Raw genomic sequence first — 17,241 nt, 5'->3', positions numbered from 1 at the left:
CCCGAGAATGACGCGCGGGGTTCCGCGCCCGGCAAGGATATGCGCTTGTGACTGACACCGGCTTCAGCCTCGACCAGCTCTTCCCCGGGGCCTTCGTCGAAACGGACGAGCGCCGCGTCAGCGGCGTCGCCTTCGACAGCCGCAAGGTCGTACCCGGCGATGCCTTCGTCGCGCTTGCCGGCGCCAAAGCCGACGGCGCCCGCTTCATCACCGACGCTGTCCAGCGCGGAGCGGCCGCGGTTGTCGCTAGCGGGCCGCGTCCGGCCGACCTGCCCGGCGATGTCCTCTATGCACAGGTTGAGGATCCGCGCCTCGCCCTCTCGCTGGCTGCCGCCAAGGTGCATCCGCGCCAGCCCGGCACGGTCGTCGCCGTCACCGGCACCAGCGGCAAATCCTCAGTCGCCGAGTTCACCCGCCAGATCTTCAAGGCGCTCGGCCGCAAGGCGGCGAGTGTCGGCACGATCGGCATCGTCACCGAGGCCGGGGCCGATTATGGCTCGCTGACCACGCCGGACCCGCTCTCGCTGCACGCTTCGCTCGACCAGCTGGCGGGCGACGGCGTCACACATCTGGCGATGGAAGCCTCCTCGCACGGGCTCGACCAGCATCGCCTCGACGGCGTCAGGCTCGCCGCCGGAGCCTTCCTCAATCTCGGCCGCGACCACCTCGACTACCATCCGAGCGTCGAGGACTATCTTGCGGCCAAGCTGCGGCTCTGGGAGCTGCTGCCGGCCGGTGCGCCGGTGGTGATCAATCGCGACGAGCCCTATGCCGACAAGGCCGAAGCGGCGGCGAAGGCGGGCGGGCATCCCGTGATCGGCATCGGCCGGGGCGGCGATCGCCTGAAGCTGCTCGACGTGGCCCGCGAGGGCTTCTCGCAGCGCCTGACGGTCGAGGTCGATGAAATGAGGGTGTCGGTCGTGCTGCCAATGGTGGGCGACTACATGGCCGGCAACGCGTTGGTCGCCGCCGGGCTGGCGATCGCGACCGGCGAGGACCCGGTAGCCAGCGTTCAGGCTATTGCCGGCCTCAAGGGCGTTCCCGGCCGGCTCGATCGCGTGGCTGAACACAATGGCGGGCTCGTCGTGGTCGACTATGCCCACAAGCCCGATGCGCTCGCTGCCGTGCTCAAGACCTTGCGGCCCTATGCCAGCGGCCGGCTGATCTGCGTTTTCGGTTGCGGCGGCGACCGCGATCGCGGCAAGCGCCCGCTGATGGGCGGCATCGCCGCTGATGGTGCTAATATCGCGATCGTCACCGACGATAATCCGCGCAGCGAGGATCCCGCCGCGATCCGCGCCGAGGTGCTGGCGGCGGCGCCGGAGCGCCTGCGGGAAATCGGCGACCGGGCCGAGGCGATCAAGGCCGGTGTCACCATGCTGCAGCCTGGGGATGTCCTTGTTGTCGCCGGAAAAGGCCATGAAAGCGGCCAGATCATCGGCGATCGGACGCTGCCATTCTCGGACCATGAGGTGGTCCGCGAGGCGATCGCGGCCTTGGCTGGGGGAAGACTGGGATGACCACCGAACCGCTGTGGACCGGCGCGCGCCTGATCGAGGCGATGGGCGCCCGTTCGCAAGGGCCTGTGCCGGCGGCCGTGACCGGCGCCTCGATCGACACCCGCACACTCGAGCCGGGCGACGCCTTCTTCGCGATCACCGGCGAGGCCCGCAACGGGCATGATTTCGTCGCGGCAGCGCTCGACAAGGGCGCGGCGCTCGCCGTGGTCGACGAGGCGCATGCCGGCGCCTTCCCGGCGGATGTGCCGCTCGCCATCGTTCCCGACGTACTGCGGGGCATGGAAAAGGCCGGCATGGCGCGCCGGGCGGAGCTCTCCGCCAAGGTCGTCGCCGTCACCGGTTCGGTCGGCAAGACCGGCACCAAGGAGGCGCTGCGCCTCGTGCTGTCGCGCCAGGGCAAGACGCATGCGCCGGTCGCCTCCTACAACAACCACTGGGGCGTGCCGCTGACCCTGACCCGGACGCCGCGCGACGTGCGCTACGGCGTCTACGAGATCGGCATGAACGCGCCCGGCGAGATCCTGCCGCTGGCCAAGATGGTCCAGCCCGATGTCGCCGTGATCACCACGATCCAGCCGGTGCACCTCGCCGCCTTCGAGTCGCTGGAAGGGATCGCCCGCGAGAAGGCGGCGATCTTCAATGGGTTGAAGGCGGGCGGCACCGCGATCATCAATGCCGATATCCAGCAGACCGGCCTCTTGCGCGAATTGGCGCTGGCCGCCGGAGCAGGGCGCGTCATCTCGTTCGGCGAGAGCGAGGCTGCCGATGTGCGACTGCTCGGCTGCGCGCTGAAACCCGACGTCTCGACTGCCAATGCCAGCGTCATGGGGCGGGCGGTGACCTACAAGCTCGGCAGCCCCGGCAAGCATATCGTCCTGAATTCGCTCGCCGTGCTGGCGGCGGCCGAGGCGCTCGGCGCCGATCTCGCTCTGGCCGCGCTGGCGCTGGCCGACCTGACTCCGCCCTCCGGCCGCGGCGCGCGGCAGGTGCTGCATGCGCCGGCCGGCCCGTTCACGCTGATCGACGAGAGCTATAACGGCAACCCGGCCTCGATGCGGGCGGCGATCGAGAATCTCGGCCGCATGCCGGTTGCGGGTCGGGGGCGACGCATCGCCGTGCTCGGTGACATGCTGGAGCTCGGCGAAACCGCGCCGGAGCTGCACAAGGGGCTCGCCGACGCGGTCACCGGCAACGGCATCGACCTCGTTTTCGCCTGCGGTCCCCTGATGAGAACCCTGTACGACGCCTTGCCTTCGCACCGCCGCGGCGCTTATGCCGCACAGGCGAGCAGCCTTGAGCCCTATGTGCTCGATGCGGTCCGCGCCGGCGACGTCGTCACGGTCAAGGGCTCGCTGGGTACGCGCATGGGGCCGATCGTCAAGGCGATGACGGCTCGCTTCCCGGTCGTCCAGGCCGACGACTGAGTAAGGAACAAGGTTCGATGCTGGTCTGGCTTGCCGAGTTCGCGGGATCGTTCCCGATCCTCAACGTCTTCCGCTACATCACCTTCCGCGCCGGCGGGGCGACCGCGACGGCGCTGCTCTTCGTGTTCTTCTTCGGGCCCGCGGCGATCTCCTGGCTCAGGATCAAGCAGGGCAAGGGCCAGCCGATCCGCACCGACGGGCCGGAATCGCATCTCGCCAAGCGCGGCACGCCGACCATGGGCGGCCTGATGATCCTGACCGGGCTGTTCGTCGCGACGCTGCTCTGGGGCAACCTACGCAACCCATACGTCTGGATCGTGCTCGGCGTCACCGCGACCTATGGCGCGATCGGCTTCTATGACGACTTCCTCAAGGTGACGAAGCAGTCGCATAAGGGCTTCTCCAGCAAGGCGCGCCTCGGCCTCGAGATCGTCATCGCGCTCGCCGCCTGCACGGCGATCATGCAGGTCAGCCCGCCAGCGATCGCGAGCGGCTTCGCCACGCCTTTCCTCAAGGAGCTGATGATCCCGCTCGGCATCCTGTTCCCGGTCGTCACCGCCTTCGTCGTGGTCGGCGCCGGCAACTCGGTGAACCTGACCGACGGGCTCGACGGCCTCGCCATCGTGCCGGTGATGATCGCGGCCGGCACCTTCGGCTTCATCGCCTATCTCGCGGGTAATGCCATCTTCGCCAACTACCTGCAGATCCACCATGTGCCGGGCGTCGGCGAGCTCGCCGTGATCTGCGGCGCGATGATGGGGGCGGGGCTCGGCTTCCTCTGGTTCAATGCGCCGCCCGCGCAGATCTTCATGGGCGACACCGGCTCGCTCGGGTTAGGGGGCATGCTCGGCACCATCGCGGTCGCGATCAAGCACGAGATCGTGCTGGCCATCGTCGGCGGCTTGTTCGTGGTCGAGGCGCTCTCGGTAATCATCCAGGTCGCGGTCTTCAAGCGCACCGGCAAGCGCGTCTTCCTGATGGCGCCGATCCACCACCATTTCGAGAAGCTAGGCTGGACCGAGCCGCAGGTGGTGATCCGCTTCTGGATCATCTCGGTGGTGCTGGCGCTGGTCGGCCTCGCCACGCTGAAGCTGCGTTGATGACACCGGTCACAGTCTTTGCGGGTAAGACGCTCGCTTTGTTCGGCCTTGGCGGCTCGGGCCTGGTAACTGCGCGCTCGCTCGTCGCCGGTGGGGCCAAGGTCGCGTGCTGGGACGATAATCAGGCAAGCCGCGACAAGGCGGCGGCCGAGGGGCTCGACGTCGTCGATCTTGCCAGCGCCGACTGGTCGGGCTTTGCCGCCTTCGTGCTCTCGCCCGGCGTGCCGCTGACCCATCCCGCGCCGCACTGGACGGTCGAGAAGGCGAAGGCCGCGAATGTCCCGGTGATCGGCGATATCGAACTGTTCTTCCTGGAGCGGGCGAAGATCGCGCCCGCCGCGCCGGTGATCTGCATCACCGGCACCAATGGCAAATCGACCACCACGGCTCTGATCGCACATGTGCTCGAGGCCGCCGGCCGCGACGTGCAGATGGGCGGCAATATCGGCACCGCCGTGCTGGCTCTGGAGCCGCCGGCTCTGGATCGCATCCATGTGGTGGAGTGCTCGACCTTCCAGATCGATCTGGCGCCTTCCATCAAGCCGACAGTCGGCATCCAGATGAACCTGACGCCGGATCATCTCGACCGGCATGGCACCTTCGAGGCCTATGGCGCGATCAAGGAGCGGCTGGTCGCCGCCTCCGATATCGCCGTGATCGGCGTCGACGACGAGCCGTCAAAGCAGATGGCGCGCCGGCGTGCCGCCTCCGGCAAGCCTCTGGTGAAGATCAGCGGCGAGCAGCCGCTCGACGAGGGCGTCTTCGCCGGCGTCACCGCCAATGCCGGCCAGCTCGACACCCGGATCGTCGAGGTCAAAGACGGCAAGCCGAGGGTCGTTGCCAATCTCGCCGGTATCGGTTCCTTGCGCGGCAGCCACAACGCCCAGAATGCGGCGGCTGCCTTCGCCGCCTGCGCCGCGCTTGGGCTGTCCGCCGAGGAGATCGCCGCCGGCTTCAGGAGCTATCCCGGGCTGAAGCACCGGATGGAGGAACTCGGCCGGATTGGCCGTGTCGTCTTCATCAACGACTCCAAGGCGACCAATGCCGACTCGACCGAGAAGGCGCTGACCTCCTTCCGCGAGATCTTCTGGATCCTTGGTGGCAAGGCCAAGGAAGGCGGGATCGAGTCGCTCAGGCGCTATTTCCCCAACATCGCCCACGCCTATCTGATCGGCGCGGCGAGCGATCTCTTCGCCGCGACCTTCGACGATGACGGCCGCGTCGCTTACGAGCGCAGCGGTACGCTCGATGTCGCCGTCACCACCGCGGCCAAGGCGGCGCTGGCGCAGCAGGGGAGCGGCGAGATCGCTGTTCTGCTCTCGCCGGCCTGCGCGTCCTACGACCAGTTCCCGAATTTCGAGGTGCGGGGCGATGCTTTCCGGGCGCTGGTCAGGGCGCTGCCGGGGTTCGAGGCGGTCGCGGCACGCTAGCGGCGTGATAGGTTTGCGGGCAGCCGCCATCCGAAGGTGCCCGTCCTATGCCCAAGATCGATGTCGCAGCCGTGCCGGAGCGCAAGGGCTCCGGCTATCCGAAGCCCTTTGACGCGCCTTGCGCGAACCGTATCCGCAAGCGGCTCGGCAATGCCGGCCGCCTCAGCGATTTCGGCGTCAACCTGATGCGGCTGCCGCCGGGCGGCTGGTCGAGCCAGCGGCACTGGCATTCGCATGAGGACGAGTTCGTCTATCTGCTCGAAGGCGAACTGGTGCTGGTCGAGGATCAGGGCGAGACCGTGCTGCGCGCCGGCGATTGCGCTGCCTTCGCCAAGAACAGCGGCAACGGCCACCACATGATCAACCGCTCCGACAAAGTCGCGGTCTATCTCGAAGTCGGCAGCCGCTCTCCCGACGACGTCATCACCTGCTCCGACATCGACATGATGAGCCCAAGCAGCGACGGCCGCTTCCTGCACAAGGACGGCACGCCCTATCCCGAGGCTTAAGCCGCCGCGCTCTGCTCGCGCCGCATCGGCTCCGACTGGTGCAGGTAGACGGCGAGCGTGTCCCAGGGCGGCGTGATCTTGAGCTGCCACAGGATGCGGCAGACTTCGCCGCGATGGACTGCCGAGTGCAGAGTGACGTGCAGCAGCATCTCCTGCCGCGTCATGCAGCCCTTGTCGCCATCGGTGAAGCTGAACGCCACCGCTTCGGACAGCATCGTCGGTGTGGCTGTCCGGACATAGTCCTGGTACCAGCGGTCCGTCGCCGCGACCGCTGTCCGAAGCTCGTCGAGGGACGGAGTCTCGACCGTGTTGTCGGAGGCGTAGCCATGGTCCGTGCCGGTCAAATGCGCGGCAAAGATCCGGGCCACGACATGGTGGTGACTGACGAGTCTCAGCGCGGTTTCGCGCTCGGTGGCCTGTGACGCTGCGTCGAGCAGGGCGAGCTTATCGAGCAGGTCATGGTTCGCCCAGGCCTGGTAGCCGTAGAGGGTCTGCAGCATCTCGCTCATGGTCGTTGGCCCTACCCAGAGAATGTGAGTAATGTCCTCATATTCGAGGATAGGGCAGCCGGTTTGTCTACTCGCATTGCCAAGGGGCAGCTCTCGATGCGCAAGGAGCCGCGTCAGGCGCGCTCGCGGGCGACGGTCGAGGCGGTGGTCGAGGCCGGTGCTCGCATTCTCAGCGAGCAGGGCTGGGGCGGCTTCACCACCAACAAGGTCGCGGATGCCGCCGGCGTCAGCATCGGCTCGCTCTATCAGTATTTCCCCGACAAGCTGTCGCTGGTGGACGCGATCAGGCGGCGGCATATCGACGACAGCCTCGACGCTGTCAGGCGTGCGCTTGCGGGCACGCAATCGCTCGCGGAGTTCGTCGAAGCCCTGGTGGCCAACCTCATCGCGGCGCACAGCATCCATCCCGGACTGCATCGGGTGCTATTGGACGAGGCGCCGGGCCTCGAGGCCTATCGTGACCAGAACAGCGAGATCGAGGCGCAATACCTGGCGCTCTTCACCCAGGCGGCGACGATCCATGGATCGCAGGGCCAAGGCACCCCCGCTTCGACCGTTGGCCTTGTCATCTCGGATGCCATCGACGGGGTGATCCACAATGCAGCGCGCCGTGGCAGGCTGCACGAGCCGGCGTTGCGCCGCGAGCTCGTCAGGCTGATTTGTGCCTATCTGGCGGATCGCGGTGAGGCCCCAGTGGACAAGCCGCAGCGATCGCAGGCGTGAAGGCGCGATCACCGGCATCGGAATCAATCGGTTAACCATTCATTGACAGAGTGATTCGCCGGAGCGGGCGCCCTCGATTTGCCTGCTCGTCGACGGAGCCTTGTAAACGATGGTCTCGCGCGCAGAACCGAGCCTGAGCGGCCGCTGGTGGTGGTCGATCGACCGTATCATCCTGACGACGCTGGTGGCTCTGATGGTCTCCGGCGTCGTGCTGCTGATGGCAGGCGGCCCGCCGGTCGCCGAACGCCTCGGTCTCTCGACCTTCCATTTCGTCAACCGCCAGGTGGTCTATCTGCTGGTCGCGCTGGCGATCTTCCTCTCGACCTCGCTGCTGGCGCCGCGGCAGGTGCGCCGCATCGCGCTGATCATCTTCCTGTTCTCGCTCGCCGGCGTCGTCGGCACGCTGTTCTTCGGCGTCGAGGTCAAGGGCGCCAAGCGCTGGCTGACGCTCGGGCCGCTCGGCTCGATCCAGCCTTCCGAATTCGTCAAGCCGGCCTTCGTCGTGCTGGCCGCTTGGGCCTTCGCCGAGGGCCATCGCCGGCCCGAGCTGCCGGGCACGATCATCGCCTTCCTGCTGCTGCCGATCACCATCGTGCCGCTCGTGCTGCAGCCCGATTTCGGCCAGACCATCCTGATCACCCTGGTCTGGGCCGGGCTGTTCTTCGTCGCCGGCCTGCACTGGTTCTGGGTTCTGGGGCTCGGCGGTATCGGCGCTGTCGGCCTGTTCATCGCCTATGAGCTCGTGCCGCACGTGCGCGCCCGCATCGAGCGCTTCATGGACAAGGGCTCGGGCGACACCTTCCAGGTCGACACGGCGCTGGAGAGCTTCGCGCAGGGCGGCTGGTTCGGCAAAGGCCCGGGCGAGGGCACGGTAAAGCGCATCCTGCCGGACGCCCATACCGACTTTATCTTCGCGGTGACGGCCGAGGAATTCGGCATCGTCGTCTGCATGGCACTGGTGCTGCTCTTCGCGGTCATCGTGCTGCGGGCGCTGTTCGTGGCGCAGCGCGCCGAGGATCCTTTCGTGCGCCTCGGCGTCACCGGCCTTGCCCTGCTGTTCGGCATCCAGGCTGCGATCAACATGATGGTGAACCTGCACATGATGCCGGCCAAGGGCATGACCTTGCCGTTCATCTCCTATGGCGGCTCCTCGCTGATCTCGCTGGCGCTCGGCACCGGCTTCCTGCTGGCATTGACCCGCAAGCGACCGCGCGCCGAGAGCTTCGGCGAGCCGGGGCGGCGCTCGTGAGCGCAGCAGGACAGGCGCCGCTCGTCGTGCTCGCCGCTGGCGGCACGGGCGGGCATCTCTTCCCGGCCGAGGCGCTGAGCCATGCCCTGCATCGCGCCGGGGCCCGGGTCGCGCTGATCACCGACACGCGCGCCGCCGAATACGCCGGCAATTTCCCGGCCGAATCGATCCACGCCGTGCCGGCAGCGACGCCCTCGGGCAAGTCGCCGGTCGCGATGGCGAAGGCGGCGCTGGTGTTGCTGAAGGGTGGGCTGGCCGCGCGGCAAGCGATCAAGCAACTCAGGCCCTCCATCGTCGTCGGCTTTGGGGGCTACCCGACGGTGCCGCCGGTGTTCGCTGCGGCGCTGATGGGCGTGCCGACACTTCTGCACGAGCAGAACGCCGTGATCGGCCGAGCCAATCGCTTCCTTGCCAGCCGGGTCAAGGCGATCGCCACCGGCTTTGCCGAGGTCGGCGGGCTGACGCCGGACCAGGCGAAGAAATGCACGCAGGTCGGCAACCCGGTCAGGCCGGCGGTGATCGAGGCGGCCTCGCCCTATGCCGAGTCGGACATGCGGCTGAACCTCCTCGTCTTCGGCGGCAGCCAGGGCGCGCGGGTGATGGCCGACATCGTGCCGCCGGCGATCCAGCTGCTCTCGGCGGAGGAGCGCAGCCGCCTGTCGATTGTCCAGCAGGCGCGGGCCGAGGACGATGAGCGTGTCAGGAAGATCTATTCCTCGCTCGGCATCAAATTCGAGCTCGCGCCCTTCTTCAAGGACCTGCCGGCCCGGATGGCGGCATCGCATCTGGTGGTCGCGCGCTCCGGCGCCTCGACCATTGCCGAGCTCACGGTGATCGGCCGGCCCTCGCTCCTGGTGCCGCTGCCGGGCTCGCTCGATCAGGACCAGGCCGCCAATGCCGGCGTGCTCGCCAGGGCAGGCGGGGCGATGATGATCCTGCAGAATGATTTCTCGCCGCGGCGCCTCGCCGCCGAGCTTTCCACGCTGCTCGCCGAGCCGCAGCGCTTGACGGCGATGGCTCAGGCGGCCAAGAGCGCGGGCATACCGGATGCGGCCGACCGCCTGGCGCGGCTCGTGCTGCAGACCGCCCAAGGCTGAACCTTTCAGGACGTATCCATCATGAAGCTGCCGCCGAAGCTCGGCTCCATCCATTTCGTCGGTATCGGCGGCATCGGCATGTCCGGCATCGCCGAAGTCCTGCACAATCTCGGCTACAAGGTGCAGGGTTCGGATGCCTCCGACGGCGCCAACGTCAAGCGCCTGGCCGAGAAGGGCATCAAGACCTTCGTCGGCCACAAGGCCGAGAATATCGGCGAGGCCGAGGTCGTCGTGGTCTCGACCGCGATCAAGCGCGACAACCCCGAACTGATGGCGGCGCGCGAGCAGCGCCTGCCGGTGGTGCGCCGCGCGGAGATGCTGGCCGAGCTGATGCGGCTGAAATCCTGCGTCGCCATCGCCGGTACGCACGGCAAGACGACGACGACCTCGCTGGTCGCGACCCTGCTCGAAAAGGGCGGGCTTGATCCGACCGTGATCAATGGCGGCATCATCAACGCCTACGGCACCAATGCCCGCATGGGCGAGAGCGACTGGATGGTGGTCGAGGCCGACGAATCCGACGGCACCTTCCTGAAGCTGCCGGCCGATGTCGCGATCATCACCAATATCGACCCGGAGCATCTCGACCATTTCGGCTCGTTCGATGCGATCAAGGCGGCGTTCCGCGCTTTCGTCGAGAACCTGCCCTTCTATGGTTTTGCGGTGATGTGCATCGACCATCCGACCGTGCAGGAGCAGGTCGGACAGATCGAGGATCGCCGGGTCATCACCTATGGCGAGAACCCGCAGGCCGATTTCCGCCTGCTCGACATCGACCTCTCTGGCGGCCAGTCGAAGTTCACGTTGCTCATCCGCGACCGCAAGCGCGGCCGCGAGGAGGTGGTGCGCGATCTCATCATGCCGATGCCGGGCCATCACAATGCCCTCAACGCCACCGCCGCGATCGCCGTCGCCTATGATCTGGGCGTGCCGGTCGAGCAGATCCGGGCCGGGCTCGCCGGCTTTGGCGGGGTCAAGCGCCGCTTCACCAAGACCGGCGAGTGGAACGGCGCGCTGATCTTCGACGACTACGGCCACCACCCGGTCGAGATCGCCGCCGTGCTCAAGGCCGCGCGCGCCTCGACCAAGGGCAAGGTCATCGCGGTGATGCAGCCGCATCGCTACAGCCGCCTGTCGAGCCTGTTCGCCGACTTCGCCGCCTGCTTCAACGATGCCGATTCAGTGATCATCGCGGATGTCTACGCGGCCGGCGAGCAGCCTATCCCGGGCATCGACCGCGATTCTCTGGTGGCGGCGATCAAGGCGCGCGGCCATCGTCACACGCTGCCGCTGGAATCCCCGGACAAGCTCGCCGGCATGGTCGCCGAGCTGGCCGGGCCGGGGGATTACGTGGTCTGCTTGGGGGCTGGGAATATCACACAGTGGGCGTATGCCCTGCCGAGTGAGCTTGCCTCTCTTCCTTCTCCCCTCGGGGGAGAAGGTGGCAGCGCGAAGCGCTGACGGATGAGGGCCGGTCGTGGAGCGCAAGAACACGACCGACACGCTCTCCTTCGCCCGCGGTCAGCGACAGGAGCCAACGCGCGCTGAAACCATCTTCTGGCAGGCGGTCCGCGGCCGCCGCTTCGCCGGTCTCAAGTTCAAGCGCCAGATGGCGATCGGTCCCTTTGTCGCGGATTTCTGCTGTTTCGAGCATCGGCTTGTTGTCGAGCTCGACGGCGAGCCTCACGAGACCGATGAAGCGCAGAAGCGTGATGCGCGTCGCGACGCGTTTCTCAGGCATGAGGGCTATCGGGTCTTGCGCTTTTCGAACGAGCGGGTTCTAGGAAACCTCGAATTCGTCCTGCGCGAGATCGCCGAATATGTCGGCCTCGCCGGACGGCCCTCATCCGACCCGGCTTCGCCGGGCCACCTTCTCCCCCGAGGGGAGAAGGAGACGCGCGGGTAAGCTCATGCCTTTCCAAGACATCACCCCCGATATCCGCGCCGCTGCGCCCGAATTGCGTGGGCGGCTGCTCGCCAACCAGGAGATGGCGGGGCTGACCTGGTTTCGTGTCGGCGGGCCGGCGCAGGTGCTGTTCACCCCGGCCGACGAGGCCGATCTCGCTTATCTGCTCGGCAAGCTGCCGGCGGAGATCCCGGTCACTGTGGTTGGGCTCGGCTCGAACCTGATCGTGCGCGATGGCGGTATTCCCGGCGTGGTCATCCGCCTGGCGGGCAAGGCGTTCGGTGAGATCACCCGCGAGGATGGCGACCGGCTGCGTGCCGGCACCGCCGTCCCGGATGTGAAGGTGGCGCGCGCCGCAGCCGATGCCTCGCTCGACGGGCTCGCCTTCTATCGCGGCATTCCCGGCTGCATCGGTGGGGCTCTGCGCATGAACGCCGGCGCGCATGGCGGCGAGACCACCGACGTGCTGGTCGAGGCGCGCGGCGTCACCCGCAAGGGCGAGATCGTGACCCTGTCGCATGCGCAGATGGGCTTCACCTATCGCAACTCGACGGCGTCCACCGACATCGTCTTCACCTCGGCGCTGTTCCAGGGCCGGCCGGGCGACCAGGCCGAGATCCTCGCCGAGATGGAGCGGGTGACCTCGGCACGCGAAGCGGCGCAGCCGATCAAGGAGCGCACCGGCGGCTCGACCTTCAAGAACCCGGACGGCGGCAAAGCCTGGCAACTGATCGATGCCGCCGGTTGCCGCGGGCTGCGCATCGGCGGGGCGCAGGTCTCCGAGATGCACTGCAACTTCCTGATCAACACCGGCGGCGCGAGCGCCGCCGATATCGAGGGGCTGGGCGAAGAGGTCCGCCGCCGGGTCAAGGACAATTCAGGCTACGAGCTGCACTGGGAGATCAAGCGGTTCGGCGTCGCGGCCTGAGTCGGCGTAGCTGCCGCGGTAGGCTTGCGCCGTGACAGCGTGATTCCGGCGATGGTCGAGCCGAAGATGATGGCGATGCCGAGCCATTGCTGGGCGTGGAACCACTCGCCCAGCAGGGCGGCGCCGAGGAAGGTCGCGACCAGCGGGCTGAGCAGGCTCAAGAAGGCGACGCCCGTTCCGATCGCGGCGATGCCGCGGACCCAGAGCCAGTAGGCGAAAGCGGTGCCGATCACGACGAGATAGCTCAGGCCGGTGAGATTGAGCAGGGTCGGCATGGGCGGCAGGCCCTCGACCAGGAGTGCGACCGGCAGGAGCAGCAACCCGCCCAATGTGAGCTGCCAGGCGGCGAGCGCGAGCGGCGTCCCGACCTTGCCCCAGCGCTCGATCAGCACGGTGCCGGTCGCCATCGAGGCGGCGCCGATCAGTGCGGCGATGACGCCGATCGCGTCGAGCTTCACGGTATCGTCGATCACCAGCAGGCCAACGCCGATCGTGCCGGCGAGGGCGGCGAGCACTTGGCCAAGACCGGGCCTACGCAACAACAACGGCCAGGCGAGGAAGGCGACGAGCAGCGGCTGCATCGAGCCGAGCGTCGCGGCGAGCCCGCCCGGCAGGCGCGAGGCGCTGAGAAATAGCATGCCGAAGAACAGGCCGATATTGGCGAAGCCGATGATGGCGAGCGGCAGGAGCTTGTCGCGCGGCGGCAGGCCGGGACCGAGCAGCATCAGGAGGATGCCGGCGGGCAGAGCGCGCAGCGCCCCGACCAGCAGGGGATGCTCGACGGGAAGCGTCTGGGTGAAGACGACATAGGTCGAACCCCAGAGTATGGGCGCCAGGATCGTTGCGAACAGGATGCGGGTCTTGCTGTCGGCCATGATGGCCTCCCTTTGCATCGAAGAGCGTGTCTGCGTAGGATTGTTCGACGACATATAATTCGACATCGAATTATTTGATACGGGATAATTAGGTGCGGGATTTCCATGAGTCAAGCTGACGAGGCCGGGCAAGGCGGACCGCTCGATTCGATCCTCAGGCAATGGCGCCGGGCGCGACCCGACATCGATCCCGGCCCGATGGCGATCTGCGGCGCGATCTGGCGGGCGGCCGAGCGGGTTCGCCTCGGCGTCGGGCGCAATCTCGTCGGCGAGGATCTCGACTTCGCCGGCTTCGACGTACTGATGACGCTGCGCCGCCAGGGCGAGCAGGGTGGCTCGCTGACCCCGTCCGAACTCGCCAAGGACATGATGCTGTCGACCTCGGCGATGACGAATCGACTCGACCGGCTGGAGAAGCGTCGGCTGATCGCGCGGCAGGCCGATCCTCAGGATCGGCGCAGCCTGCGCATCGTGCTGACGCCTGAGGGGTTCGCGCTGATCGAGCGGCTCGTGGTTTCGCATGTGGCGACGGAAGAAGCGCTGATTTCGGCACTCGATCCGGCCGAGCGCGCGCAGCTCAAGGCCCTGCTGGCCAAGGTCGCGGCCGGGGAAGGGGAGTGAGTCCGGCGTGCAACAGCCGGCTCGTCATTAACCGGCAGGGCTCATCGTTAACGCGCCGTTAACCATCTCGGATCAGGTTCGGACCCAGGAGTTCGGTGTCAGGAACCTTGATGAGCAAGCATGTCGCAGTGCTGATGGGCGGGTGGTCCGTCGAGCGTGAGGTCAGCCTCAGCAGCGGCGCGGCCTGTGCTCGGGCGCTGGAAGGCGTCGGCTATCGCGTCACGCGTGTCGAGGTTAACCGCGACGTTGCTGAGGTGCTGGCGAAGCTGAAGCCCGACGTCGCTTTCAACGCCCTGCACGGCCGCTACGGCGAGGACGGCACCATCCAGGGCGTGCTCGAGATCCTCGGCATCCCCTATACCCATTCCGGCGTGCTCGCGTCCTCGCTCGCCATCCGCAAGGACAAGGCCAAGATGGTCGTGGCGGCCGCCGGCGTGCCGGTGGCGAAGGGCGTGACCGTGTCGCGCTTCGAGGCTGCGAAACGGCATCCCCTGCCGCCGCCTTATGTGATCAAGCCGATCGACGAAGGCTCCTCCGTCGGGGTGGTGATCGTTAAGAAAGGCCGCGAGCACCCGCCCCAGGAGATCGCCCGGCCGGACTGGCCTTGTGGCGAGACCATGCTGGCCGAAACCTTCATCGCCGGGCGCGAACTGACCTGCGCGGTGATGGACGGCAAGTCCTTGGGGGTAACGGAGATTCGGGCGGCGACGGGCGAGTTCTACGACTACGACGCCAAATATGCCAAAGGCGGTTCAATCCACATCTGCCCGGCGCAAATTTTACCGAATCTTTACCGCCAAATCGAAGAGTGTGCGTTAACGGCGCATCAAGCAATCGGGTGCCGCGGCGTCAGCCGTTCAGACTTCCGCTACGACGACGAGAGCGACACGCTCGTCTGGCTGGAGGTCAACACGCAGCCCGGCATGACCGAAACCAGCCTTGTGCCTGAATTAGCCGCCCATGCGGGCATGAACTTCGGTGAGCTCGTTAAATGGATCGTCGAGGACGCCTCCTTGAATCGGTGAAGGTGGAACCGGTGTTCGCCGGCGCCAACCTGCCGATGCGCGTGACGGGGCCGCAGCTCCTCGTCGGCGAGCGCTCGCGCCGCTGGTTCCGCGGCTCGCGCCGCAGCGCCGTCGCGGTGCCGCTGGCCGAGCGGCTGCCGGGCGGTCTCGGCTCCTTCCTGGCGATCGGCTTCCTCGTGCTCACGGGCGTGAGCGGCGCGATCCTGGGCGGCCATTACGAGACCTTCCGCGAGAACTACGGCGAGCCCAAGCATGCGCTGGCCCGGCTCGTCGGCCTCGGCATCGATCGCATCACCATCTCGGGCCTGAACGGACTGTCCGAGATCGAGGTGCTGGTCGCCGCCGGCATCGATCCCAAGATCTCGCTCGCCTTCTTCGACGCCGACGAGGCGCGCAAGCGCCTGGAGGCGACGCCGATGATCCGCGAGGCCTCGGTCCGCAAGCTCTATCCCGGCGAGATCTCGATCAGCCTGACCGAGCGCGAGCCCTATGCGCTCTGGCAGGTCAAGGGCGACCTCTTCCTGATCGCTCAGGACGGCACGGTGATCGACAAGATGGATGATGGTCGCTTCGCCTACCTGCCGCTGGTCGTCGGTCCCGACGCCAACAAGCGGGCGAAGGAGTACATCACGCTGCTCGGCGATGCCGGTTCTTTCGGCTCGCGCATCCGCGCCGGCAGCCTTGTCGCCGGCCGGCGCTGGAACCTGAAGCTCGACACCGGTGCCGACGTCCGGCTGCCGGAGCAGGGCGCCGGCGCCGCGCTGAAGCGCCTGGCCAGCCTCGAACAGGACTTCCGAATCAGCGAGAAGGACTTGATCGCCATCGACATGCGCCAGCCTGACCGGGTGACCATGCGCCTGACCGAAGAGGCCGCGACGACGCGGTTCGAGCAGCTCAAGAGCAAGACCAAGAAGAAGGGCGGCGAGGCATGAGCTTGACCTCGCAAGGCCTGACCCCGCGGATGCGTCCGTTGTCGTCGCGCAAGAGCGCGACCTTGTCGATTCTGGACATCGGCACGAGCAAGGTCGTCTGCCTGATCGCCGAATTGAACCCGGCTGAGGCGAACGAGCGGCTGCGTGGGCGCACCCATGTTGCGCGCATCATCGGCATCGGCCACCAGCGCTCGCTCGGCCTGAAGGGTGGCGCGATCATCGATCTGGAAAGTGCCGAGCGCGCTATCCGTGCCGCGGTCGACGCGGCCGAGCGCATGGCCAAGGTCGAGGTCCAGTCGGTCATCGTCAACCTGACCGGCGGCCGGCTGAACTCGCAGCACTACCAGGCCAGCGTCGACCTGCGCGGCGGCTCGGTGGGTGATTCCGACGTGAAGCGCGTGCTCGCAGCGGCGGCGACCCATGCGATCCGGCCGGGCAAGGCGGTGCTGCATGCGTTGCCGACCGGCTATGCCCTCGACGGCTCGCCCGGCGTGCTCGATCCGCGCGGACTGATCGGCGGGGCGCTCTCGGTCGACATGCATGTCGTCGCGGCGGAAGCGGCGGCGGCGCGCAATGTCATGCTCGCGGTCGAGCGCTGCCATCTCGAGGTCGAGGCGGTGGTGGCGAGCCCCTATGCGGCTGGCCTCTCCGTCCTGGTCGACGACGAGGCCGAGATGGGCGTCGTCGTGGTCGACATGGGCGGCGGCACCACCTCGCTCGGCGTCTTCTCCGGCGGGCACCTGACCCATGCCGACGCGATCGCCGTCGGCGGCAACCACATCACGATGGACGTGGCGCGCGGGCTCTCGACCCGTGTCTCCGCCGCCGAGCGGCTGAAGACGCTGCACGGCTCGGCGATCGCCAGCCCGTCCGACGAGCGCGACATGATCGCGGTGCCGCAGGTCGACGACGACGAGCGGGACACGCCGAACCACCTGTCGAAGTCGCATCTGGTCCGGATCATCAAGCCGCGCGTCGAGGAGATCCTCGAACTGGTGCGTGATCGGCTGAAGGCGTCCGGCTTCTCGGCCGAGGCCGGGCGGCGCGTCGTCCTGACCGGCGGTGCCTGCCAGCTCACCGGCATGCCGGAAGTGGCGCGGCGCGTGCTCGGCGGCCAGGTCCGCACCGGCCGCCCGCTCGGGATCAAGGGTTTGCCGGAAGCGGGCAAGGGCCCGTCCTTCGCGGCGGCGGTCGGCCTGCTGGTCTATCCGCAGGTCGCGCATGTCGAACATTTCGAACCGCGGGCGGGGGCGTCGTTCTTCGCCCATGCGACCGATGGCTACTTCTCCCGCGTCGGCCGCTGGCTGCGCGAGAGCTTCTAGAGTTGCGGCCCGCACGGCCGAAAGGCCGGCGCGGACCGGGGTGAGTACGAGCAGAGCGGGGCTTAAGGCCC

Annotated in this window: 17 protein-coding genes; 15 read left to right on the top strand and 2 right to left on the bottom strand. The window is 67.5% G+C overall.

Going from position 1 to position 17,241, the window contains the following annotated elements:
* Window positions 1-47 precede the first annotated feature (47 nt).
* From GV161_RS30545 to GV161_RS30525, 5 genes are read left to right on the top strand one after another with little or no spacing between them, the layout of a single operon-like run.
* Window positions 48-1,520, top strand: coding sequence for a UDP-N-acetylmuramoyl-L-alanyl-D-glutamate--2,6-diaminopimelate ligase (locus GV161_RS30545; protein WP_152013017.1), 1,473 nt, complete (start codon window positions 48-50; stop codon window positions 1,518-1,520).
* Entirely contained in the window at window positions 1,517-2,944 is a 1,428-nt protein-coding gene (locus GV161_RS30540) for a UDP-N-acetylmuramoylalanyl-D-glutamyl-2,6-diaminopimelate--D-alanyl-D-alanine ligase (RefSeq protein WP_152013016.1), read from the top strand. The genes GV161_RS30545 and GV161_RS30540 overlap by 4 nt, the downstream gene beginning before the upstream one ends.
* Before the next feature lie 17 nt (window positions 2,945-2,961).
* Window positions 2,962-4,044, top strand: coding sequence for a phospho-N-acetylmuramoyl-pentapeptide-transferase (gene mraY, locus GV161_RS30535; protein ID WP_152013015.1), 1,083 nt, complete (start codon window positions 2,962-2,964; stop codon window positions 4,042-4,044).
* On the top strand, window positions 4,044-5,474 hold the full coding sequence (gene murD, locus GV161_RS30530; protein ID WP_152013014.1) for a UDP-N-acetylmuramoyl-L-alanine--D-glutamate ligase: 1,431 nt from the start codon (window positions 4,044-4,046) through the stop codon (window positions 5,472-5,474). The genes mraY and murD overlap by 1 nt, the downstream gene beginning before the upstream one ends.
* A 47-nt stretch (window positions 5,475-5,521) precedes the next feature.
* Window positions 5,522-5,983: a cupin domain-containing protein gene (locus GV161_RS30525; protein WP_152013013.1), complete on the top strand. Its 462-nt coding sequence runs from the start codon at window positions 5,522-5,524 to the stop codon at window positions 5,981-5,983.
* Here the strand turns inward: GV161_RS30525 and GV161_RS30520 are convergent.
* Window positions 5,980-6,492 carry a DinB family protein gene (locus GV161_RS30520; RefSeq protein WP_152013012.1) on the bottom strand — a complete coding sequence of 171 codons (513 nt, stop codon included), beginning with the start codon at window positions 6,490-6,492 and terminating at the stop codon, window positions 5,980-5,982. The two genes, GV161_RS30525 and GV161_RS30520, sit on opposite strands and share 4 nt — an antisense overlap.
* 63 nt (window positions 6,493-6,555) lie before the next feature.
* Here GV161_RS30520 and GV161_RS30515 point away from each other — a divergent pair, with 63 nt between their 5' ends.
* The 6 genes from GV161_RS30515 to murB all read left to right on the top strand — a co-directional run bounded on the left by GV161_RS30515 (window position 6,556) and on the right by murB (window position 12,395).
* Window positions 6,556-7,215, top strand: a complete 660-nt coding sequence (locus GV161_RS30515; protein WP_348521233.1) for a TetR/AcrR family transcriptional regulator — start codon at window positions 6,556-6,558, stop codon at window positions 7,213-7,215.
* Between the two features lie 109 nt (window positions 7,216-7,324).
* Window positions 7,325-8,464 carry a putative peptidoglycan glycosyltransferase FtsW gene (locus GV161_RS30510; RefSeq protein WP_152013011.1) on the top strand — a complete coding sequence of 380 codons (1,140 nt, stop codon included), beginning with the start codon at window positions 7,325-7,327 and terminating at the stop codon, window positions 8,462-8,464.
* Complete coding sequence (gene murG / locus GV161_RS30505; RefSeq protein WP_152013010.1) at window positions 8,461-9,561, top strand: undecaprenyldiphospho-muramoylpentapeptide beta-N-acetylglucosaminyltransferase; 1,101 nt, start codon at window positions 8,461-8,463, stop codon at window positions 9,559-9,561. The genes GV161_RS30510 and murG overlap by 4 nt, the downstream gene beginning before the upstream one ends.
* Before the next feature lie 21 nt (window positions 9,562-9,582).
* Window positions 9,583-11,022 (top strand): UDP-N-acetylmuramate--L-alanine ligase, encoded by a 1,440-nt coding sequence (gene murC, locus GV161_RS30500; protein WP_152013009.1) that lies wholly within the window; start codon window positions 9,583-9,585, stop codon window positions 11,020-11,022.
* 16 nt (window positions 11,023-11,038) lie between these two features.
* Window positions 11,039-11,467: an endonuclease domain-containing protein gene (locus tag GV161_RS30495; RefSeq protein WP_152013008.1), complete on the top strand. Its 429-nt coding sequence runs from the start codon at window positions 11,039-11,041 to the stop codon at window positions 11,465-11,467.
* Window positions 11,468-11,471: 4 nt separating this feature from the next.
* The gene (gene murB, locus GV161_RS30490) at window positions 11,472-12,395 is read left to right on the top strand and encodes a UDP-N-acetylmuramate dehydrogenase (protein ID WP_152013007.1); all 924 of its coding nucleotides are present in this window, start codon (window positions 11,472-11,474) and stop codon (window positions 12,393-12,395) included.
* On the opposite strand, the gene GV161_RS30485 is transcribed toward murB, so the two are convergent.
* Complete coding sequence (locus GV161_RS30485) at window positions 12,350-13,270, bottom strand: EamA family transporter (protein WP_152013006.1); 921 nt, start codon at window positions 13,268-13,270, stop codon at window positions 12,350-12,352. The two genes, murB and GV161_RS30485, sit on opposite strands and share 46 nt — an antisense overlap.
* A 105-nt stretch (window positions 13,271-13,375) precedes the next feature.
* Here GV161_RS30485 and GV161_RS30480 point away from each other — a divergent pair, with 105 nt between their 5' ends.
* From GV161_RS30480 to ftsA, 4 genes are all read left to right on the top strand, one after another.
* Entirely contained in the window at window positions 13,376-13,891 is a 516-nt protein-coding gene (locus GV161_RS30480; protein WP_152013005.1) for a MarR family transcriptional regulator, read from the top strand.
* Window positions 13,892-14,001: 110 nt separating this feature from the next.
* Window positions 14,002-14,916 carry a D-alanine--D-alanine ligase gene (locus tag GV161_RS30475; protein WP_152013004.1) on the top strand — a complete coding sequence of 305 codons (915 nt, stop codon included), beginning with the start codon at window positions 14,002-14,004 and terminating at the stop codon, window positions 14,914-14,916.
* A 2-nt stretch (window positions 14,917-14,918) separates the two neighbouring features.
* Complete coding sequence (locus tag GV161_RS30470; protein ID WP_244665376.1) at window positions 14,919-15,848, top strand: cell division protein FtsQ/DivIB; 930 nt, start codon at window positions 14,919-14,921, stop codon at window positions 15,846-15,848.
* Complete coding sequence (gene ftsA / locus GV161_RS30465) at window positions 15,845-17,170, top strand: cell division protein FtsA (protein WP_091840459.1); 1,326 nt, start codon at window positions 15,845-15,847, stop codon at window positions 17,168-17,170. Before GV161_RS30470 ends, ftsA begins: the two co-directional genes overlap by 4 nt.
* Window positions 17,171-17,241 lie beyond the last annotated feature (71 nt).

The organism is Bosea sp. 29B, from assembly GCF_902506165.1.
GTDB lineage: Bacteria > Pseudomonadota > Alphaproteobacteria > Rhizobiales > Beijerinckiaceae > Allobosea.
Note: the sequence above shows the minus strand (reverse complement) of the source record. Positions and strands in the feature narration are given on the sequence as shown.